Here is a 21925-nt window from a genome sequence, read left to right as displayed (position 1 = left end):
CGTCAATCCTCGCCGAGAACGCCGCGCAAGGCGCGCGCTCCTTCGCGGCTTCGCGCCTGTTCGTTTTCGATCCAGCGTTTCACTTCGTCCCAGTTCATCTGCCGCGCGCGGTTCACATCCTCGCGTGCCGCTTCCGCCGGCTGGGTGAGGCCTGCTTCGATCATCTTTTCGTTCCAGCTTGTGGAGAATGCAACGATCCTGTCCTGCACCGGGCCGACATCGAAACCGTTGACCCAAGTGACGAGCTGATCGCTGTTTAGCGCAAGCAGAAGCAGAACGGAGAGAAAAAGCGTGAGCTCCATGCGCCGCACGGATCGCGCCGTCTCCTGCGCCTGCCTTGTGGCGACGTCTTCGCGACGGTCATGATCGTGAAGCATGTCGAGCATCGGCCTGCCTCAGAACTGGAAGTAGATGAAGGGCGCAACGCCCTCGGGCGCCACCGCCCAGATGAGCCAGATGCCGCCGCCCAACAACAGCGCAAGCAGCGGCGCCGGCAGATATTGTACGATACGCGCAAGCCAGCGGCCAAGATGCTGCGGCGTGAACTGGAAGAACATCGCAAGCAGAATGAGACCGACGGCGAAAGGCGTCACATACTGGCTGGGGTCGCCCCAGCGCGCGAAGCCCGCAATATAGCCTGCCGCCGTCTGGAAACTGTCTGCCCGGAAGAATATCCACGCAAAGCAGACAAAATGAAACGTCCAGACAATGCCGACAATCCGTTGCGCCCGGTTGCCAAGGGCCGCGAGAAGCCCGCCCGGGTCCGTATGGGTCGGCGCGAATTCCTCGAGCTTGCGTCGTGCATAGCGTTCGATACCCAGCATCGCGCCATGCAGCGCTCCCCAGAAAACGAAAGTCCAGGCCGCGCCATGCCAGATTCCGCCGAGGAACATGGTCAGGAAGAGATTGCGATAGGTCTTGAACTCGCCGCCCCTGTTCCCGCCGAGCGGCACATAGAGATAGTCGCGCAGCCAGGTGGAAAGCGAGATGTGCCAGCGCCGCCAGAAATCCTGCAGGCTCGATGCGCGATAGGGCTGGTTGAAATTCTCGAGGAAACGGTAGCCGAGCAGCGCCGCCACGCCGATTGCAATGTCGCTATAGCCTGAGAAATCGCAATAGATCTGGATTGCATAGCCATAGATGCCGATCAAGAGATCGAGCGCACCGACGGCGGATGGATCGAAGAAGACAGGATCGACAAGCTCCGTCGCGAGATAGTTCGCAATCACCATCTTCTTGGCGAGGCCCGACAGGATCAGCACCACACCGACGCCGATATGCGCACGAGTGAGTACCGCCGCGCGATGTAGCTGCGGCAGGAAATCCGCCGCGCGCACGATCGGCCCCGCCACAAGCTGCGGGAAGAAGGAGATGTAGAGCATCACATTGAGCAGCGACTTCTCCGCACTCGCATGGCGGCGGTAGACGTCCACCACATAGGAAATGCCCTGGAAGGTGAAGAAGGAAATGCCGACCGGCAGGATGACCTGCATGAGTGGCAGATCGCGCTCCAATCCGATCGTTTCGAGGAGAGTCGCAAAGGAAGTGAGAAAGAAGCCGTAATATTTGAAAAAGCCGAGGATCGAGAGACCAGCGGCAACCGCGACACCAACGATGAACTTCCGAAGGCCCACACGCTCGGTTCGTGCAAGCGCAAGGCCGGCGAGATAGTTGATGGCGGTCGAAAGAAACAGCAGGCCGAGAAAGCGCCAGTCCCACCAGCCATAGAAAAAATAGCTGGCACCGACGAGCAGGAGCTTGCGCGCTTCCGGCAATCCGCGCACGGCCCAGCTGACTGCGAAGACGATCAGAAAGAAGATGCCGAACTCGATGGTCGGAAAAAGCATGCCGCCTCGTTACGCGCGCCCGTCACAGGCACAGATGTCACCCACACTATCCATCAGAGGGGCATGACGGCATTCAAGGCATCATCCCCGTTCAGGCAAAAAAGCTCAATCGAAGCCTGCCCTTATGGTTAACCCGGCGCGTCACTTTCATGACAGGCGCCTGCCATCAGCGCCTCATGGAGCGATGCCGCAAGCAATTCGCCGCCCGATGCCCGCAGATGAACGCGGTCGGCAAACATGAGCGGCGGCTCCGCCCGCGCCCAGCGTTCCGCCGCGCAGCGCCCGCCCATCGCCGCCCCGCCATCCCAGAAGAAGCTCTTCCGCGCTGCGGCAACATCGCGAAGTGCACTGCGAACAGCATCGAGCTTTGGCGGCGTCGCCCAGCCGCCTTCGCAAAGCGCCCCGCTCCCCTGCCGCGCGCCATCGAAAGGGCCAAGCAGCACAAGCGAAGCATGGGGCGTCGCTTCCATGACAAGACCTGCAAGCCCGTCGACCAGGGCGCGATAGGCCTCCATATCAAGCCCGTTGTTGAAGCCCTCATTGGTGCCATACCCCAGAATGACGAGATCGGGATCGAGTGCGGCAATCTGCGCGCGGACGATGCCGGCGTCCCAGCGCCTGGTGACGGCGGCCGTTGCTGCGACGATGCCGTGACTGTCATACCGCGCGCCGGGCGTGGACGGTTTCAGCATCGCCCAGCCGAGAAGCACCACGGGACCAGAACCCGCAGGCAAGAGCTTCACCTCATGCACATTCGCCGCAGGCACGCGGAACCGTATATAGCCGGGCTCCGCCTGCCGCGTCTGCAGACGGAGCGGCGCGGCATTGCCGAGCGCAAGCAGGATCGCACCCGTCTCCGGCCCGCCATAGGCTTCGATCTCGATTCCTGAAAGCGGTGTGTCCGAAGCAAGCGCGATTTCCGCCTTGCGCGCCGCCGCCTCAACCCGGAAGCCCTGAATACCGAACGGGCCCTTGGCGTCCGCCGGAAGGCTCGAGAACACATCCCAAGGCCCTGTCATGACAAGCGTATAGCCGTCCGGTGCGTAGTAGCGGAAGGGGATACCGGGCATGAGCCCGCGCCCAGCATCGCCAAACCACTCCTGCCAGCGCGTGCGCAAGCCGCGCGTGAAACCATCGAGCGAGATATGGCTGTCGCCGAGATGAAGCACGGTGAGCGGGCGCTTTCTCTCGCCCGCCTCGATCTCTTTCACCGCCGCATGGAATTTTTCAAGCCCCGGCGTTCCCGGCATGCATTCGGCCGCTGCTGCACGATTTGTCATGGAAAAAATTGCGAGCATGGCCACCGCAAGCGGCAGCAGCCTTTGAAGAACCGGAATGTCAGTTGGTTGCGTCAAGCCAGAGCCAGTCATCCGAACGGCCGGGGCGCCTGTCCGCCATGTCATAACCTGCCGCCTTTCCGGCCGCTTCCTGTGGTGCTTCCGGCGCGCTCGGCATGACCGGCGCGGCCGCAGCAATCCTGCCGCCATCGAAATCCGTCAGCATCGCATTCGCAATCCGCTCGCCGAGAAGTTCATAGCCGGGCATCGTGAAATGGATACCATCTTCGGCGCGCAACAATTTGGTGCGGCCGAAACGGTCCGGCCCATAGGCCGTGTAGCCGCCATCTGTGCCTGTCGCGAGGCCTTCGGTACGAACGAAGGTGACATTGTTCGCGCCTGCGCGAGCCTCGAAGATCGCATTGAACTGCGCCATGTCCGCGCCAAAGCGCGGGCTTTTCATCACCGGAAGTTCCATCCAGTAGATTTGTGCGCCCGTTGCCTTGAGCGTGGCGGTGAAGTCGTCGACGCGGCGCTCATAGATATCGCGCCAGCCGGGCTCGAACAGTGCATGGCGCTTGCCCTCTTCGACGATGGGCTGCCGGTCGTTCGTGCCCATCACGACGACAGCAATGTCGATCCGCGTTTCCGCCGCGATGCTGCGTACTTCCGCATTCCAGTCGAAATAATCCGCGCGGGAAAAGCCGGTGGCAACACGCGACTTCTTGATGACGTTGAAACGCTTATCCTGACGCAGCACATGATAGAGACCGGCCCAAGTGCCATCGCCGAGCGAGTCGCCCAGCACGACCACATTGTAGCGCTCGCGCCTGGCGGCAGGGGCCGACGCCGGCGCAACGGCTGCAATGGCGACCGGCGCGGCATCGAGCGATGCCGGCATCGCGGGCGCTTCCTGAACCAGTGCGGCACTTTCCACCCCGCGCGGCGCAAGCTGCATCGGCTGCGCCTTCGCGCTCTCCCAGCAGAAAAGGATCAGAGGCAGCGACAGGCCGAGAAGGAGCACAACACGCTTCCTCTCCGTCCGCCCGGATCTTGCTATGGCGCGTCCCGCCATTTTGCCCCCGTTATCCATAAAACTGCATTCGCGGCCCATTACGGCACAGCGCCGCGCAGGCCCGAAGCCGTTGCCCTGATCTCTGCAGCAGCCATGCCCGATGGTATGCCCCAGCCTGCCCCGAAATGAGACGGAAAGCTTAACGCCGCAATCCAGACTTGCATAGGCCGCCCGCCAGAGGTCATCCAATTGTTATGGAAAGGTCACACGGCCGTTCGCAGCAGTTCGGAAACGACGCGCTCCAGATCCTTCAGCGAGGCACAGGTGATTGCCCGGTCGCAATAGGGCGTTAGACGCCGCATCTCGCTGTCGCCCGAGTTCCACATGGAGCGCGGTTCGGGATTGAGCCAGATGACGCGCCGCGCGCGTGCGTGAACGAGTTTCAGAATGTCGGCGCGCGGGTCGCCATAATTGGAGCGCGCATCGCCAAGAATGAGCACCGTGGTGCGATGGTCGATGTCGTTCATGGCGAGCGACTGGAAGTCTTCGAAGGCGCGGCCATAGTCCGTCGATCCGCCGCCATAGTCGCGCAGCACGAGCGCCAGCGCCTGTTCAAGCTTCTCGAGTTCGAACATGTCAGTGGTTTCACCGAGGTCGCCGGAGAAGGCGAAGCTCCTGACATTGGGCAGCACTTCCTGCAGGCTGTAGAGGAACATCAACAGGAAACGCGAGACCTGCGCTACCGAGCCCGACACGTCGCATATCGCCATGACTTTTGGCCGGTCGACCTTGGTGCGCTTCCAGATCGTGTGAAAGAGCAGCCCGTCAAATTCGATATTGGCGCGAATCGTGCGCCGCACATCTAGCGTACCGCGCCGCGCGATCTTCTTTCGCCGCGAATGCATGACGATGAGGCGCTTGGCCATCTTGCGCACGAGTTCGCGCATGATGCGCATGTCGGAACGGTCGACATTAGACAGCCGCATCTTGGAAAGAACTTCCTCGCGGAGCTGGCGGCCGGCATTCGCGGTGAAGATTTCGAGCTGCTTTTCCACATAGTCGCGCACCTGGCCGCGCAACTCCTCGCGCGCCTGCATAAGCGATGCCGCGCCTTCCGTATTGCGGGCCTGCTCGCGCCGCTCGATCTCGTCATTGAGCCCGTCGAGGCCCATCAGTTCCATGATCCGGCGCGTGAACATGCCGCGCTGGGTAAAAAGCCTTATGCGGTTGAGATTGGTCTGGCGCGCCGCTTCCGCCAGCGCCATCTGCAACGCCGCCTGATCGCCGCGCTCCAGCAGCGAGACGAGATCGTCGCGCGGTTGCGGGCCCTCGCCCTGCCGCTCGCCACCCGAGCCACCGCCGCCCGGCGATGATGGGCCGTCGGCGCCGCTGCTCTCGCCGCCCTCACCCTCTTCGCCTTCGCCACCTTCGGACTCAGCCTGCTCACTCTGCTCATTCTCGTTGGCAGCCGGCTCGTTGACCGTGGCGGGCTTTTCCTTGAACTGGTCGAAGGCAAAGAACGTATCGAAGGTTTCGATGAAAGCCTGCTTTTCATCGTCGCTCTTGGCGAGCACCTGCGAGAGTGCATCGCGCAACGTCTCGCGTTCGTTGAAGCCCACGAGATCGATCACATTGCCGGCGTCAATCGACTCCGAAGTCGAGACACGGACATCGGCGGCCCGCAACGCCCGGATGAAATCGCCGAGGACTTCGCTCATGGCTCACCCCGCCTGAACGGCCTTCGAGACCAGCGCGTTTACCTCGCCATCGACATTGTCGATATCGTCCTGGAACTTGAGCAGCACATTGAGCGTGTTGCGGACCAGATCGGCATCGAGTTCGCGCGCATGAAGCAGAACCATGGTTCGCGCCCAGTCGATGGTTTCGCTGACGGCGGGGAGTTTCTTGAGTTCAAGCTGACGAAGCCCCTGCACGAAAGCGACAAGCTGGGTGCGCAGCCGCTCTTCCATTTCCGGCACCCGCGCCGCGATGATCCGCTGCTCGAGATCGGTGTCGGGAAACGGAATATAGAGATGCAGACAGCGCCGCTTCAGCGCATCGCCGATCTCGCGCGTATTGTTCGAGGTGAGGAACACGATCGGCGTCGTCCGCGCCTTGATCGTGCCGAGCTCCGGCACGGAAATCTGGTAGTCCGAGAGAAGTTCGAGCAGGAAGGCCTCGAACTCGTCATCCGACTTGTCGATTTCGTCGATCAGCAGCACCGCGCCGCCCGGCTGCCACAGCGCCTTCAGAAGCGGCCGCGGCTCGAGGAACTCCTCGGAGAAAAATGTGTCGTCGAAATCGTGAAGGCGGGCCATCGACTCCTTCAGGCCTTGGGCGCCCGCCATCAGATCGCCGAGCTTTTCCTTCAGCACCTGCGTATAGAGAAGCTGCTTGCCGTATTTCCATTCGTAAAGCGCCTTCGCCTCGTCGAGCCCCTCATAGCATTGGAGCCGGATGAGCGGCTTGCCGACCATCTCCGCCGTCGCCTTGGCAAGCTCGGTCTTGCCGACACCGGGAGGGCCTTCGACGAGCAGCGGCTTCTGCAGCCTTTCGGCAAGGAAGATGGAGGTCGCGATATGCGCGTTGCAGATATAGCCGCGCGTCTCGAAGCCCTTGCGGACCGCTTCGATCTCGGCGGGTGCATTTTTCTCGTTGCTCAAGCGATCATCGAGGGACGGAAAACCGCCCCTTCCCTGCGTTAACCTGTTGCGATTGCTGCGAGAGTAGCACAGGCCCGAGAGGAGCAGGCAATGTCAAAGAGGTGGCACCCTGTTCACCGCGCAAGCGATGCCGAACGGCCTTGCACATCGCCAGGCGACGCGCGGGGCCCGGCGCTCACCCAAAGGCGGCGCGGATGACCTTGCCGACGACGGCGGCCTGATCCGCGGCGCCGAGCTTCGACTTGATGCGCGAAAAATGCGTGCGGACGGTCGCCATCGAAAGTCCCTCCAAGCGCGCAAAGGCGGCAAGGCTTGAGCCCTCGGCAAAAGACGCCGCAAGCTCCGCCTCGCGCGGCGAAAGGCCGTACCAGGCACGAAGCGCATCGCGGTCGATCCGGCGGCGGCGGCCTTCCTCGAAAATCCGGACAAGCGCGATCGGCGGTGCGCCGGAGCCGTCGGCCGGCGGCTGGATGCGCTCGCAGCGCAGAAGAAAAACCTCGCCCTTGCCGTTTGCGATGCGGCCATAGCGGTCGGCGGGCCCGAAATTGTTCCCGGCGCTGACCAGTCCGAAAGCCTGATCCATCAGCATCGAAAGCGCATCCTCGCTCTGCGTATCGGCGCCGGTGAGCCGCCCGTTCTTGTGGGCGAAGACGCCGCCGCTCTCGAGCACCCGGCGCGCCCGGCGATTGGCGAGAATGACATGCCGGCTTGCGCTCAAGAGCAGCATTGCCTCCGGGGCGTCGGCGAAAAGAAGCGCCAGCCAGTCATGCTCGATCTGCTCCTGCGTGACGAGAGCGCCGAATTCGAGCCGCCGCTCCATGAAATGCCAGACCCAGTCCGGATCGTGGTCGCGCGCCCATTCGAAAAGCTGGTCGAAGCGTTCGTTCATGTGCGGCTGGACGAATTCCGCGAGTTCACGCGAATAGGCGTCGCTGAGCTGCTGTTTTTCGGCCGCGCTGCGGGCCGTCGCCCCGGTGCGCCGCCGCACGAACTGACCGATGCTGGCAAGCGCCGCCGCGGCCTGCGGCGAGAGCGGCTGGAGGCGTTGCCAGGTGTCGGGAAGTCCCTGCCAGACATGGAGATGCGCCCGTCCGCCGACACGGCGCAGCCCCTCGACAAGCAGCCGCGCATCGTCGAGCAATATGTCGTCGGCGCCCGCATGGATCAGTGTTTCGGGCAGGCCCGTCAACTCGCCGAAGACCGGCGAAGCCAGCGGATGGCGGGGATCGGCGCCCTGCAGATAGTCGATCGTCAGCATGGCCAGCAACTCCAAATCGGAGGCGAAGCGGCCGGTGCGAATGTTCTCGACATAGGAACCGCCCGACATTGTGAGATCGACCCAGGGCGTGAGCGCGACGAAACCGGCGGGCAGCGGTGCGCCTTCGTCGCGCAGCACGATGAGGGCGGCAAGCGCGATGCCGGCGCCGGCAGTGTCGCCCATCACGACGAGCTTCGAAGGCGGGACGCCACGCGCCAGCAGCGCACGATAGGTCGCCACGACATCCTCAATGGCGAGCGGAAAGGGATGTTCGGGCGCCAGCCTGTAGTCGACCATCAGCACACGGCCGCGCGCATTGCGGGCCACCTGATCGGCGATGACGCTGTGCATGGGCCCCCGGTTCATCGCGAAGGTGCCGCCATAGACATAGATGACCGTCGCGCCGTCGGCCTCCGCCGCACCGCACCAGACGGCGGGCCGCGGGAAACCCGCCGCCTCGGCAAGGGGAATGGTCTCGACAGCGTTTTCCATCAGCGCCCCGGCCAGCGGGGACCGGCGATCCCCTTCACCGGAACCCTATCATCACTTGTGATGAAGAAAGAACAGCCAAACCGACCCTAACCTTTGGAAAAAGGGGCTGTTTCGCCACCGGCGCAGCAGGGAGGGCAGACCGATGACAATGCGGATCGAGGGCACGCGGCGAACAGGCGTCTGGCGTTGCGCCGTCGCGCTGGCGGCCATTACGGGTCTGGCGCTGGCAGGCGCCGCGCGGGCGAACGATGCCGACGGTGCCAGCGATCATCCGCTGCTCAAACGCTACGAAGACTCCGTCATCATCGGCTACCACACGCGCGCCTATGACGAATTCGACATTGCGACCGGACCCCATCGGAGCTCTGCCTCGAAACTCACCGACGCCCAGGCCGTGGAGGGCGCGCATACCCGCATTCTCTATGTGGCACCGGAGGGACGCTCGACGCTTGAGGTAATGCGCAACTACCGGAAGGAACTGGCAGACGCCGGCTTTGAAATCATTTTCGAATGTGGCGGCGCAGAATGCGGAAACGGTCCCGATGCGCCGCGCGCCGGCTCCTATCTGATTACCAGCGCCCTGCTGAAGCGCGTCCCGTTGAACAATATGGGCCAGGTGACGCAATATGCGTTTTCGCAGCCGAACGATGTGCGCGCGCTGACGGCCAAGCTCGACCGGCCCGAAGGCGCGGTCTATGTCTCGCTCGCGATTGCCATCGAGGGTTTCGACCAGTTCAGGATGACGGCGAAGAAACCGCTGGTGCTGCTCGATGTGATCGAGACCGGCGAAATGGAACAGCGCATGGTGCTGGTCGAGGCCGCCGCCATGGCCAAGGCCATTGCCGAGACCGGCCGCATCGCGCTTTACGGCGTCTATTTCGACACCGACAGCGCGACCGTCAAACCGGAATCCGACGCAACGCTCGAAGAGATCGCCAAACTGCTGAAGGACGACACGGGGCTGAAGCTCTATGTCGTTGGCCATACAGACAGCAAGGGGGCTTACGATCACAACATGTCGCTCTCGGCGCGGCGCGCCGAAAGCGTCGTCGCGGCATTGACCGGAAAACACGGCATCGCGGCCGCGCGGTTGAAGGCGGCGGGCGTCGGCCTGCTTGCGCCGGTTGCTACCAACGAGACCGAAGACGGCCGCGCACTCAACCGGCGCGTGGAACTGGTACGGCAATAGGCTCGCGGCCCCGGAGGTCGGCATGAACCACTCTGTCGCGCGATCGCTGACGGCGGGACTGACCCTGACGGCAATGCTGTGCGTGCCGGCGCTTGCTCAGACCTTCCAGCAGCCGGAGTTGCCGGTCCCCGTGATGCCGGGACCGGGAACGAGCATGCCCGGCACCCCAGCGGTACCGGCGATTTCCCTGAGCCAGAACGATCGCCGTCTTCTCGCCGATCTGAGCGAAAAAATCGACCGCATGATTGCGGAAGTCGGCGACGCCCGCGCACGGACGATAGCGACATTCGCGGACGGCGGCGCGCAGACCGCGATTGCGGAATCTTTCAAGCGGGAAAATGCGCGCATCGTCGGTCCGGCGAAAAGCATCGATGATTCCGCCGCTCTGCACCACCTGCGGGCTTCCGATGCATCGCAGGTGGCGCGCCCGCCTCGACTGTCCCGAAGCGTCGACTACGGTCCGGGCGCCGAAAGGCTCAATGACGAAATGGTGCGGAATATCGCGGAAGTCTTCTACGACCGGTACATCGCAAGACTGAACGAAGCAAAGGAAGGTCTCGGCGCGCGGCCGGCAACGATTGCCCAGCAGATCGGCGTGGCGCCGCCGTCGATGACCGGGAAAGTCCGGGACGGTCTCGAAGCCGATCTCAAATATCTGCAGGGCGGACATGACCTCTGGAAGAGCGCCGAAGCGGAACTGAGGGAAACATTTCTGCCGCAATACCAGAAGCGTCTTCTCGACGTTCTCGGGCGCCACGCAAGCTACACCCAGCGCTTTGCAGAGCTGATCGACAGGCGTGATAACGCCATCTACGACCTGGAAGTGGATTTCGTCGCCACCCACGCCGAGCGCGATCGTCAGGTCGCCGTTCTGGAAAGCTATCCGCCCGGCAGTGGTCTGGGAAACGACAATATAGCACGCATACGCGAACTCGAAGCCGAGATGGAAGCTCTCAACGAGCGCATCAATGCCACTGCGATGAACGAGGCAAGCGACGCCGAGCGTTTTTACAATTGTTCTCTGTCCCTCGGCGCCTGGAGCAACGAACTGGCAGGAAGGCCGCGCGTATCGCCACCCGTTTCGATTTACTACGCACCACAACACGCCGTCACCCATCTCGGCGGGCGCCCTTTCTTTCGCGCTTACGAAACGGATGCACTGATGCCGGATCTGAACGATCATCTGAAGATAGACGATCCTTGCGGCGCGGCGGAACCGCCTGACGAAATCCCGGCGCGGCTTTCGATCGTGGTGCCGCGCTTTGAGGATGTGGACCAGCCCTCGCTTCTCGACGAGGACGATCTCGCCGCGCCGATGCCGAAATATTTTTTCGAGCCCGTGGACGGCATTCATTTCGGCCATCCCTTCCATGTCGAGGCGCTGTTCGAGGAGGAGCGTCCGGGCAGCACCTACAATGTCCGCCTGAACGGCAATTTTTCGGTACTGGTCGAACAGACCGAGGAAAACCCGCGCCTCTATCGCAGCGCCACGCTGGTCCTGACACAAGCCGGCATCATCTACGGAGGCGGGAGATGAAACTTTTCGGCTTCGACATTCCGCTGCCCGACCTCGCCACACCGGCGGGCATGGCCGTGGCCGGCGCGGGCGGCGCGGCGGCACTGGCGGGTGCAGCCATGCTGGCGATGGGCGCTTTCGGCGACGACGATCTGGCGCCGGTCGATCTCGCCGGTAAATGGGAAGTCGCCTATCACGACCGCATTCTTGGCAGGGTGCGGGGCAAGGCGACGGTGGCGGACGGCGAAGGCAGCGCCGAAGTCGTGCTGACGCATCCGAAGACCAAAGAGGAATACACGCTGCGCTCAACCCGCTTCGCGCGCTCGAGCGGCACGCTGAATGTGACGCTGGAAGGCACATGGCCCGGCGCGGAAGGATATGTCGAGCCGCCCCTCGGTGAGGCGAAACCTGTGGGCGCGGGATCGGCCTATGAATGGCTAGGGCCGGAAGAGATCACGCTGACCCATGGCGATTCCGAGGAGATGTTCAAGGTTCTGAAAGATGAGCCTGTCGGAAAGCACAAGGTCGAACTGGAGCTTCTCATCGGCGACGAGGCGCTGACCGGAAGCTGGAAGCAATGGGCGAATGCGGTGACGGGCCGCGACGAAAGCGACGGCGGCCGCATCGCCGATTTCCGCTTTGCGGGCGACGGCACCGGGCGCGCCTACCAGACCGGCATCGAGACCTGGTATCGCCCGCGCCCGGTCATTCATCTGGTGGCCCCGAGCGAAAACCAGCTCGCCATCCGCGAATATCTCGGTGCGAAATTTCCCTACCCCTGGAAGGCGGACGGCTCACCGGCCGGCATTCTGATCGATCGCCGCTATCTGCTGGTCGTCGGCGACGAACTGCCGACCGAAACCGGCGAGACGGCCGAACTGAAATCGCTCGACACGGATGTCGAATATTTCGTCGAGGCCAAACGCTCGCAATATGGCGACCGCCCGACGGCGCAACTGATCCTCGACAACGCCTTTGCCCATATCCGGCAAAATCTGAAGCAGCAGATGCTGGCCGACGGCATCGGCAACGAAGCGCTCCTTCAGGCAATGATGGATGCGATCTACAAGAAGGACTGGATCCTGATCCGCGCCGAGCTGAAGCGTCCGGCCGCGCCGGGCCGCAAGGGCTTCATGCTGAACGGCGCCGAGGGAAGCTGGGTGCTGCGCTATGGCGATTTCGTCGCCGATTTCGCGGTGACGCGGCCGGTCGGCGCCGGGACCGAAGGCGCCGACCATGTGCTGATCCCCGAGAAGATCTATCTTGAATTTCGCACGGCGGCGCCGCTGCTCACCGATGAGTTGCCGGTTCAGCTCTGGGTCAATGACGAAGTGCATGTCTTTGCCGGCAACCGCACGATCATGGCCAAGCGGCTGCCGCGCACCAAGGAAGACGACGAGGCGCTGGCCGAACTGCGCGAGGCCGTGCGCTTCGTCGGCGGCGATGTCGACGACGTCAAGCCGATCCATATTTACCGGACGCCACCCATCGGCCTTGTCGACAAGAGACAGGAAGCATCCGGCGGCGCCATGGACCTACCGGAGGTCGGCGACGACTGGCGCGTGACCGTGAAGGACGGCGACACGATCCGCGGCGTCAGCATCGCCACCGACATATTGCGCACCGAGCCGTTCCACGCCCAGGCAAAGGTCGTCAATTCGCCGGCCGAGATTGTGCGGCACACGGCGCCGGGTCTCGGCGCGGCGCAAAACCTGACATGGACGCGCGCCGTGATGGAAGCGGCGCGTTGCACCGGAACGCCGATCGACACGCCCGTCGATTTCGATGCGCTGGCAAGGCGCAAGGCGGCGACATTCAAAAGCAAGGTCTATCTCGCAGACGCGGCAAGGCGCGCCACGGGCAAGGAATTGCTCGGCGAAATCGGCGGCGAGGGATGGCTTGCCTCCGGCGCCCGGCTTGGCCGCGACACCGCCGCCGGCGTGATCCAGAGCCCGACCGCCTTTACCGGCGGCGAAACCTATTCGCTCGACATGCTGGTCGGCGACCACGCCGCCATGCTGATCCTGCGCGAAGCCTTTATCGAAATGATGACGCGCCAGATCGAGGACGTCAGCGCAATCCGCTCGGACGCCGCCATATACGGCTTCCGCGCGAGCGCCGAAATCCCCGCGTCCTATGCGCCGAACCATCCCTTCTCGACAATCGATGTCAAGGCACCGAACGGCCGGACCGTTTCCTTCAGCTTCAGCTATGCAAGCGACGATCTGCTGAAGCGGGAGATTGGCCTCGATGCGGCCGCCGCCGAAGCCTGGCGCCTCGACGCGACGCGGCAGATGCTGCGCGAATATCTGTCGTCGCTGCGCGCGGCGCTTGGCGTGGCGCGCGGGATCAAGACCTGCGGTGAACACCAGAAACTCGCCGAACTGACTGGCCGCGGCTTCGCCGCCGTCAACCGCTACGCGCGCAGCCGGTTGATGACCGCACAATCCATCCGCGGCGAGCGCGACGATGCCTGGAAGGCCGACCGCGCGGCGCGGGCCTGGATGGCGGGCGTGCCGGTCTTTGCCAAGGCTCTCTCCGCGCAGCAATCGCTTTCGGCGCAGGACACCAAGATCATCGTTGTCGCCGCGACCATCGGCACATCGGCGGCGGCCGCAGGCGGCGGTCTCTTCGGCTGGGCGGTCGGCTACGAAGCGCTCTTCTTCAGCACCGTGGCGACGATGGCCGATGTCGCCAACGCCGCCCATGTGCTCTACACCGAAGTTGGCCACAAGCTGAACACCACGGCGGAAGTGCGCTTCGCGCGCGGCGCCCATGCCGTTCTCGGCGATGCGCGTCTCGAGCAGGCCCTCGCCGAAGACCGCCACTGGGCGGAAATCTCTGCCGGCCTATATCTCGATGTGGTGCCGAGCCTCGCTTTCTCCTCCGGCGCGGATTTCCTGAAGGGGTTGAAGGATATTGGCGGGACTTCGGCGGCCGTCTATCGCGGCGGCAAACGCCTTGTGTCGCAGGCGCGCTCCATCGAACGCGGGCGCAAGCTGCTGGGTGAGGTCGGCGTCGGAACGGGCGTGGGTCAGGCCGCGCCGCCGAAACTCGCGCAGCTTGAGCCGCCGAAAATTCCGGCCGAGGATTTTGCGAAGAATTTTCCGGACGGCAAGGATGTGCAGCGCGCCTCGAACCTCGAACTCGACGACCTGATCGACCCGGCCAATCCCGGCAAGCTGCCCGATGTCGAAGACCTGACCAGGACGCAATCCACGCCGCCATCGCAACCGCGCGCGCCGCCGGAACCTTCCGGCACAGCCGCCAGCGACACGATCATCGAGGGTACGCCCGGTTCCTCCGCCGGCGACACGATCATCGAAGGCACCCCCGGCGCACCGGCGACGCCCACACCGCGCAGCACCAGCGCCGACGACACGATCCGCGTTGGCCAGCCCGGTGACGGCACGGCACCCTCTTCGGGCGTGGGCACACAACGCCTTCCCGAGGCCGACGCTGCGCGCGCCAATGCCGATCAACTCGACCGCATGCGCAGCGACGCTGCCGCCGGTTATGAAAAAGCCCGTGAGAATGCCCAACAGGCCTTCGCCGAAGGCCGGGACATCACGCCGGGCGAGGGCAACGAACTCCTCAAAGGCGCACACACGGCTGCCGCACAAGAGGTCATCGAGACCGCGATTTCGGAAGCGCGCCGCGTCGGTCTGACAGAATCCGAAATCCATGCGATTATTTCCAAATACGACGTCGCGTCGGGGCGCGGTGACCTGATGCGCTTTGCGATGCTCGACGAGTTGCAGCGCACCGCCATACCGCGCGCCGGTCTTGAGATCGTCGACGGGCTCTATGCCGAGGATGTGCTGCAACTGGTGACACGCAGCTTTACCGGTGCGGCCACGCCCGTGGAGCTCGCGCTTCTGAAGCGCTGGATCGACCGCGCGGCCGACGCGGGCGAGGACTTCTTTTCGCGGCTCCGGCGCCAGGGCACATACACCGATCTTGACGGCTTCGAGCATCTCGCCGACGCCGACGGCATTGCGAGCTTGCGGAAGCTCGCCGCAGACTACGACCTGCTGCCGATGGGACTTCTCGAAACCCAGGCGCTGACGGCGAGCGAGCGGTTGGCCGAAAGCTCGATCGGCAAGGTCCGCAGCCTGCCCGAGCCGCAGCGCATCGACGTGGCCAACGCGATCTTCGATGCGCGCCGCATGGCCGCCGAAGCGGGCCTCAGAGCGCTCGACGCGACCGAGCAAACGGCTCTGCGCATCGCCGAGAGTGTCGTCGGAGACGCAGGCGGGGTTCCGGCCTGGGCGCGCGGCCTCGACAGGGCCTCCTATGAGAAGATCGCGCATCTAGGCGGCCGGGCGGATTTTCAGAAACTGATCGAAGCCGATCCGTCGATCCTGCGTCAGGCCACCAGCGACCCCGATGTCCGCGCAGTGATCGAATTGCAGCCCTACCGCGATCCGGCCGAATTCCAGAAGGCCCTCGCCAACGAGCGTAAGCGCGTCAAGAGCCCCCTGCCCGGCGCTTTCGACGAGGCGGCCGAGGACCACTGGCTGCCCAAGCAGGTGATGAAGGACGGCAAGGAGCAGCCGGTCGCCTTCAAGCATGAAGTCCTCGAAGGCGACGGCAAGAAGTTCAGCACCGACAAGTTCCTCAATGGCGGTGACGATGTCGCCGTCGTCGAGCGCGAGCTCGGCCTTGCCGAACTGCCGGAATTCGCCGGCTCAATACAGATGACCTGGTCCTACATGGAAGCCAAGCTCCTGCCGGACTTCTTCGACAATGTGAATGTGCCGATGATCAGCGACCGCGGCACCAGCTCCGCCGCCATGCTCAACATGCGCGCCTTCCACAATCTCGGTATCCCCTATGGCGACCCGTCGCTGAAGCTGATCAAGATGTCGAACGTGGAAAATGCCAACACCAGCGTTCAAATCGCCTGGATGAAGCGCGTCTATGGCGCGGACTGGACCAAATACCTGCCGAACACTCATTCGGTGCGCTACGCCGAATCGGCACTCAATCAGGCCGGCTTCCGCATCAAGGAAGTGAGATTGGGTAGCGAACCGCCGCTGCGGATGAATGCGCGGGGCATGGTGGAGGGCAATTTCTTCAAGGCCAAGGAATCGCCGATGGAATTTCTCGCCCGCTACGGCGTCTCGCCCAACGAGGCGATCGAGACCGGTCACGATATCTATATCGTGGTTCAGCCATTCGGCACGGCGGCACCGCATTCTGCATCGATCGCACCGCTGCGCCGCAGGCGGCGGGCACGGCCTGGCTGGCGGCGGGCGCGCCGCCGGGTGCCGGTCAGGGCCGCTGAAGTTCGGCAATCAGCCAGCGCTGGTGCGCATGGATTGCGCCTTCGAGATGGCTGAGGCGGCCGGCCTGCGCCACACCGCTATGGAGACCCTTTTGCACACCCTCGCAGGCGATCAGGTCTTCCATATGGACGGCGACGGTCGCCTCGCGGAGAAAATGCTTCAACGTCTCGGCATCGGGCACATCGGTCGAGGCGGGATGCGCCAGCAGATAGACCGTGAGCTTGAAACGGTCGACGCCCGCAATTTCCATCCGGTACCAGATGACGCTGTCTGAAAGCACGGCGATCAGCATTGAGGGATAGATGTTGAAGACGGAGAAACCGCGCCGCGCCCGCTCCGGAATGTCGTCGAGCGGCTTGAACAGCGGGTGGCTCAGCTCATTGCCCTTGTGCGGCATGCGCAGCACCGCATAAGGCCCCTCCGCCGGATCGTGAAAGGAGATTGCCGCCGGATAATTCGGCTCGAATGTTTCCGGGTGGATGGCGAAGTGGTGATAGGCCTCCATGAAATTGTCGACCAGCACCTTCCAGTTATAGGCTTGATCGAATTCGATCCGCCCCACGATTTCCATTTCATCCATCTTCCACGGCGTGAATTCTTCTGCGAGTGGCTGAAGCTGCCCGGTGAGCGGCGCGGCATCGCCGCTCAGATTGACGAAGATGAAGCCGTTCCAGACCTCGCAGGCGAACGAGGGAAGCGCGCATTCGGCGCGGTCGAATCCCTCCGCCTGCTCCATCAAGGGCGCCGCCATCAGCGAGCCGTCCAGCGCATATGTCCATTTGTGATAGGGGCAGGAAATCGTGCCGGAGCTTTCCGCCCCTTCGCCCAACAGCATCCAGCGGTGGCGGCAGACGGCGGAAAGCGCGCGCACCTCTCCATCCTTGCCGCGAACGATCATCAGCGGCTCGCCTGCCACATCGATGCGGAACCGGTCGCCGGCCTTCGGAATTTCCGCGGCATGGCCGACAGAGACCCAGTTGCGCCGGAAAATCGCTTCCTGCTCCCGCTCGAACACCTCCGGAGACGTGTAAAAGGCGGGCGGCAGCGTGGACGCTTCCGCAAGCGGCCGCACCACGGCGCGGCGGCCTTCTTCAAGAAGGTTTTCGAGGGCAGCAGTCATGACATCACCCAATTTCGACCGATCGGTCGAAATTAGGACGAATTCGCCGAGCTGTCAAGCCAGACGAAATCACCCCGGCATTGCTGCCGGGGTGACATCAAATTCTGGAACTCGGGCAGAAGCTCAATCCCGCAGCGTGACCGGCAGCTCCGTGATGCCGCGGATGAAGTTCGAACGGAGATATTTCGGCTCACCCGTCACTTCCACCTTCTTGAACCGCTTCATGATCTCTTCCCAGAGAATCCGGAGCTGCATTTCGCCGACGCGATTGCCGATGCAGCGATGAATGCCGAAACCGAAAGAGAGGTGATGGCGCGCGCCTTCGCGATCGATCAGGAATTCATTGGCGCGGTCGATCTTCTCGTCATCGCGGTTGCCCGAGACGTACCACATCGCCACCTTGTCCCACTTCTTGATCTTCTTGCCCCGAATTTCGACATCTTCCGTCGCGGTCCGGCACATATGCGCCACCGGGCTCTGCCAGCGGATGATTTCCGAAACCATGTTCGGAATGATGCCGGGATCTTCCTGCAGCTTCTTGTACTCGGACGGATGCTGATTGAGCGCGAGAACGCCGCCGGTGATCGAATTGCGTGTCGTGTCGTTGCCGCCCACAATCAGCAGCAGCATGTTGCCGAGATACTCGTTGGGCGGCATGTTCTTCGTCGCCTCGCCATGCGCGAGCAGCGAAATGAGATCGGAACCCGGATTTTTCAGCCGGTCCTTCCAGACGCCGTCGAAATATTCGTAGCAGGTCCACAGTTCCTTGAAGGCATCTGCCGGCGTAGCGAAATATTCGGGATCGCCGATACGCTCCACCGTATCCGACCAGTGGATGAGCTTGTGGCGGTCCTCCTGCGGCACGTTGAAGAGCGTCGCCAGCGTGCGGCCCGTCAGCTCGACCGACACTTCCCGCACCCAGTTGAACTCCTCGTTGCGCGGCAGCGCATCGAGAATGAGAGCTGCCCGCTCGCGGATCAACGGTTCGAGATCGGCGAGGTTCTGCGGCGTGAACATCGGTTGCACCACTTTCCGCTGCACGTCATGCTTGGGCGGATCTTCCATGATGAACATGGGCAGATAGGTCAGCGGATCGGGCTCGCCTTCGATGCGCTGCCCGCCGAGGCGGATCCCGCCATTGCGGATGTCGGACGAGAAGAGCTTGTGGTTCGTATCGACGAACATCACGTCTTCATATTTCGTGATCGACCAGTAGCGGCCATAAGGCCCCTTCTCGCTCAGATGAACGGGGTCTTCCTTCCGCAACCGCTCGAAATAGGGCAGCACCTTGTTCGCGCCGAAAAGATCGTCATGCGCCGGATCAAGATCCTCGAGCGGGATCGACCAGGGATCACGATTGACGTCGATCTTCCACTTCGCGGCCATCTCGGCATTGCTGCGGGTGTAGTCCTGGGCCGGCGATTTGGGTGTGTTTTCGCTCATTGGGGGCCTCCCTTGAATGACGCAACTGTCATCTTCATACATCTAATTCGCGGAAAGAAAGACTCCGGATGCGTCGCGAACTTCATTCATCACCGCGTCAAAATCGCATTTGCCGGAGAGCAGACCTCGAACGAGGAGCGTGGCGACCTCCTCCGCATTGCCGATCATGCGCCTGCGATTTTCGCGCTCCGCCCAGGTAACCGAGTATTCCGTTGCGGCAAGCAGGGCCTTCGCGGCCGCCGCCGCATCGCACTCCCTGATCTCGCCCTTCGCCTGCCCCTGTTTGAGACGCGCCGTGAGCCAGGCGGTAAGCTTTTGCCGCTCCGTCCAATAGCCGGCCATACGCTCGTCGCTCAGGCTGGCATGCGAGAGGAGCCAGGTGCAGTCATAAGGCGCAGAGCAGAGCATCTCGACATCGAAGCGGAGATAGAGCCAGAGCCTTGCGGGCTCGGAGAGCTCTGCCCTGCCGAGCCGGCGCTGCATGTCGAGCGCGGGCCCGAGCACACCTTCGATCATCGCATAGACAATCTCCTCCTTCGACGGGAAGTAGTAGTAGAGCGACGCCTTGCGAAGCCCGGCTTCCTCAGCAATCTCGCGAACCGACGCGCCGGCAATGCCTTTGGCGTGGAAGAGCCGCGCCGCCGCGGCGATGATGTCGCCGCGCGGATCGCCGGAGACGGGCGCCTCGGCACGGCGCGGCCTGCCGACCGCCTTTGCCGTCTTGTCCTCTTTGCCCGCCCTGTCCGCCATGCTCCGCGCCTCTGCCAGCTTCGATGACGCAACCTAGCATGGGCAAAGGCGCGGGCCGAAGCCCGCACGGATGCGATCAGTTCGGCCAGAAGATATATTCGTCGTCTGCCGCCTGCGGAACGCTCAGATCCTTGTCGATCGAAACCGGCATCTCGACGCGAGACGGCCAGCCCGGCGTCATCTGCTCGGCATTGTGCCGGTCGAGAAGCGCCACCAGTTCGGCAACCTTTTCGGGCATTGCATCGGCCAGATTGTTCCGCTCCGTGGGATCGTTTTCGAGATCGAACAGCCACACTGCATCGGGCCGCGCGGTGCGCTGCAATTTCCATCCCTTGTGCAGCACAGTCTGGTAATGCCCGCTGCGCCAGAACAAGGTTTCGTGCAGCGGCATGTCCATGTCGTCGAGCACCGCCAGAAGATTGCGGCCGTCTACCACGCGGTCGCTTGGCACCTGCGTACCGGCCGCCGCAGCCGCCGTTGCATAAATATCGAAATGATGCACGGGATGGCGATACTCTTGGCCCGCCTCGATCTTCGTCGGCCATTTCATGAAGAGCGGCACGCGGATGCCGCCGCCGAAGAAGGTCGCCTTCCAGCCGCGATAGGGCTCGTTGATCTCGGGCAAGCCGATGTAATGCGCGCCGCCATTGTCCGACGTAAAGATGACAAGCGTGTTCTCTTCAAGGCCGTTCTGCTTCAGCGCGTCGAGCACTTCGCCCACCCCCCGGTCGAGCGCGCGGATCATCGCGCCATAGACGCGCAGCGTGTGATCCTCGATATGGGAGAGTGCATCATAGTCTTCCTGTGTCGCCTGAAGCGGCGTATGCGGCGCCCAATGCGCGAGATAGAGGAAGAAGGGCCGGTTCCTGTTCGCCTCGATCGCCTTCACCGCCTCGTGCGTGAAATAGTCGGTGAGATAACGGTCCGGCTCGAAGCGCGGGCCGCCATTCTTGCGCACGGCGAAGCGCATATTAGCCCAGAGGAAGCGGTCGATCGGATCGAAGTCGTTGCGTGCTTCCACGGAATTCGGATCGTCGAGATTGAGATAGAGGCCGGATGCCATGAGCAGGCTTTCATCGAATCCCTGATCGTAAGCTGCCATTCCGTTCGTTTCGCCGAGATGCCACTTGCCGATATGGATGGTGCGATAGCCGGCGTCCTGCAGGAGATTGCCCATCGAGGTTTCGCTCTGGGGCATGCCCATCTCGGTATAGTGCAGTTCCGGCCCTTCGGCATCGATCAGCGTCGTGCGGCGAAGCGCGGTGGGGTCTTCGGCGGCAAAGCGCGTGGTAATGCGCGCCATGCCCGGCGGCATTGGCGTGAACTCGAAGCCGAAACGCGTCGGATAGCGGCCCGACATCATGGTTGCGCGCGACGGGGCGCAGGTGCCGCTGCCCGAATAGCCATGCGAGAGGACAAGGCCGGACTTCGCTATGGAGTCGATGTTCGGCGTCGGTACGGTGCCGCCCGCCACGCCACCGCCATTCAGCGTGATGTCGTTCCAGCCAAGATCGTCGGCGACGATGAGCACAATATTGGGCGGACGCGTACCCGCTGGCGCCTCCGCCACATCGGGGCCCGGCGCCCAGTCGACGGTCTGGCTGGGGCCAATCGGATCGCGCCAGTCCTGGATCATGGCGGGGAGCTGGATCGCATAGCGGCTAAACCCGAACCAGCCGGCCGCCAGCAATACGACAAGCGACCCGCCCGCGATGGCCCAGCCCCGTTTTCCGATTTTCATATGCTCCCCCTGTTCCCGATCGCTCAAAGCAAAATACGGCGCACAGGCCGCCGGGAATATCGTCCCGCGCCCCTCCAGCCGCTCCTCTGAAACCGATGTTAATGCTTGACATTAATTCGTCAAGCCGGGAGGACCGCCATGCTTCGCTGGAGCATGCTGAAACTCCTTGCTGCCGCAACCTGTATCCGACCGAGCCACTCCTGTTCAGCCTCGCACCGCCTCTAGACAGCATTGCACAGGCAGGTGTGAAGCGCCGTCTGGCACGCTCCGGGCTCGCCGCTATAATCCCGGCCAACAAACGGATTCCCATATCCAGAATGAAA

At 63.1% G+C, this 21925-nt stretch carries 14 protein-coding genes; 3 read left to right on the top strand and 11 right to left on the bottom strand.

The genetic code is table 11. The features are described from left to right. Nucleotides 1–2 precede the first annotated feature (2 nt). The 7 genes from ACK4FH_RS07605 to ACK4FH_RS07575 form a co-directional block, all read right to left on the bottom strand. A complete protein-coding gene (locus ACK4FH_RS07605) occupies nucleotides 3–386 on the bottom strand; it encodes a hypothetical protein (protein ID WP_409812358.1) in 384 nt (127 codons plus the stop codon). Between the two features lie 9 nt (nucleotides 387–395). Further along, nucleotides 396–1847 (bottom strand): MBOAT family O-acyltransferase, encoded by a 1452-nt coding sequence (locus ACK4FH_RS07600; protein WP_409812356.1) that lies wholly within the window; start codon nucleotides 1845–1847, stop codon nucleotides 396–398. Between the two features lie 128 nt (nucleotides 1848–1975). Continuing rightward, nucleotides 1976–3127 (bottom strand): hypothetical protein, encoded by a 1152-nt coding sequence (locus ACK4FH_RS07595; protein ID WP_409812354.1) that lies wholly within the window; start codon nucleotides 3125–3127, stop codon nucleotides 1976–1978. Between the two features lie 58 nt (nucleotides 3128–3185). After that, nucleotides 3186–4148, bottom strand: coding sequence for a DUF459 domain-containing protein (locus tag ACK4FH_RS07590; protein WP_409812352.1), 963 nt, complete (start codon nucleotides 4146–4148; stop codon nucleotides 3186–3188). Between the two features lie 254 nt (nucleotides 4149–4402). Further along, the gene (locus ACK4FH_RS07585) at nucleotides 4403–5857 is read right to left on the bottom strand and encodes a VWA domain-containing protein (RefSeq protein WP_409812350.1); all 1455 of its coding nucleotides are present in this window, start codon (nucleotides 5855–5857) and stop codon (nucleotides 4403–4405) included. 3 nt (nucleotides 5858–5860) lie between these two features. Then, nucleotides 5861–6802: an AAA family ATPase gene (locus tag ACK4FH_RS07580; protein WP_409812348.1), complete on the bottom strand. Its 942-nt coding sequence runs from the start codon at nucleotides 6800–6802 to the stop codon at nucleotides 5861–5863. 175 nt (nucleotides 6803–6977) lie between these two features. Beyond that, nucleotides 6978–8552, bottom strand: a complete 1575-nt coding sequence (locus tag ACK4FH_RS07575; RefSeq protein ID WP_409812346.1) for an alpha/beta hydrolase fold domain-containing protein — start codon at nucleotides 8550–8552, stop codon at nucleotides 6978–6980. A 142-nt stretch (nucleotides 8553–8694) separates the two neighbouring features. On the opposite strand from ACK4FH_RS07575, the gene ACK4FH_RS07570 reads away from it, so the two are divergent. Genes ACK4FH_RS07570 through ACK4FH_RS07560 form a run of 3 tightly spaced genes read left to right on the top strand, consistent with a single transcriptional unit; the run spans nucleotide 8695 to nucleotide 16602 of the window. Continuing rightward, nucleotides 8695–9741 carry an OmpA family protein gene (locus ACK4FH_RS07570; protein WP_409812344.1) on the top strand — a complete coding sequence of 349 codons (1047 nt, stop codon included), beginning with the start codon at nucleotides 8695–8697 and terminating at the stop codon, nucleotides 9739–9741. Between the two features lie 22 nt (nucleotides 9742–9763). Beyond that, nucleotides 9764–11278 carry a hypothetical protein gene (locus ACK4FH_RS07565; RefSeq protein WP_409812342.1) on the top strand — a complete coding sequence of 505 codons (1515 nt, stop codon included), beginning with the start codon at nucleotides 9764–9766 and terminating at the stop codon, nucleotides 11276–11278. Next, nucleotides 11275–16602, top strand: coding sequence for a hypothetical protein (locus tag ACK4FH_RS07560; protein WP_409812340.1), 5328 nt, complete (start codon nucleotides 11275–11277; stop codon nucleotides 16600–16602). Before ACK4FH_RS07565 ends, ACK4FH_RS07560 begins: the two co-directional genes overlap by 4 nt. Here ACK4FH_RS07560 and ACK4FH_RS07555 read toward each other — a convergent pair. The 4 genes from ACK4FH_RS07555 to ACK4FH_RS07540 form a co-directional block, all read right to left on the bottom strand. Beyond that, nucleotides 16535–17668: an aromatic ring-hydroxylating oxygenase subunit alpha gene (locus tag ACK4FH_RS07555; protein WP_409812339.1), complete on the bottom strand. Its 1134-nt coding sequence runs from the start codon at nucleotides 17666–17668 to the stop codon at nucleotides 16535–16537. The genes ACK4FH_RS07560 and ACK4FH_RS07555 overlap by 68 nt on opposite strands. A gap of 123 nt (nucleotides 17669–17791) precedes the next feature. Then, nucleotides 17792–19054 (bottom strand): cytochrome P450, encoded by a 1263-nt coding sequence (locus ACK4FH_RS07550; RefSeq protein ID WP_409815201.1) that lies wholly within the window; start codon nucleotides 19052–19054, stop codon nucleotides 17792–17794. A gap of 99 nt (nucleotides 19055–19153) precedes the next feature. After that, complete coding sequence (locus ACK4FH_RS07545; RefSeq protein ID WP_409812337.1) at nucleotides 19154–19861, bottom strand: TetR/AcrR family transcriptional regulator; 708 nt, start codon at nucleotides 19859–19861, stop codon at nucleotides 19154–19156. 76 nt (nucleotides 19862–19937) lie between these two features. Further along, the gene (locus ACK4FH_RS07540) at nucleotides 19938–21602 is read right to left on the bottom strand and encodes a sulfatase-like hydrolase/transferase (protein ID WP_409812335.1); all 1665 of its coding nucleotides are present in this window, start codon (nucleotides 21600–21602) and stop codon (nucleotides 19938–19940) included. Between the last annotated feature and the right edge of the window lie 323 nt (nucleotides 21603–21925).

Origin of the sequence: Parvibaculum sp. (assembly GCF_046297875.1) — a bacterium.
Lineage (GTDB): Bacteria > Pseudomonadota > Alphaproteobacteria > Parvibaculales > Parvibaculaceae > Parvibaculum.
Note: the sequence above shows the minus strand (reverse complement) of the source record. Positions and strands in the feature narration are given on the sequence as shown.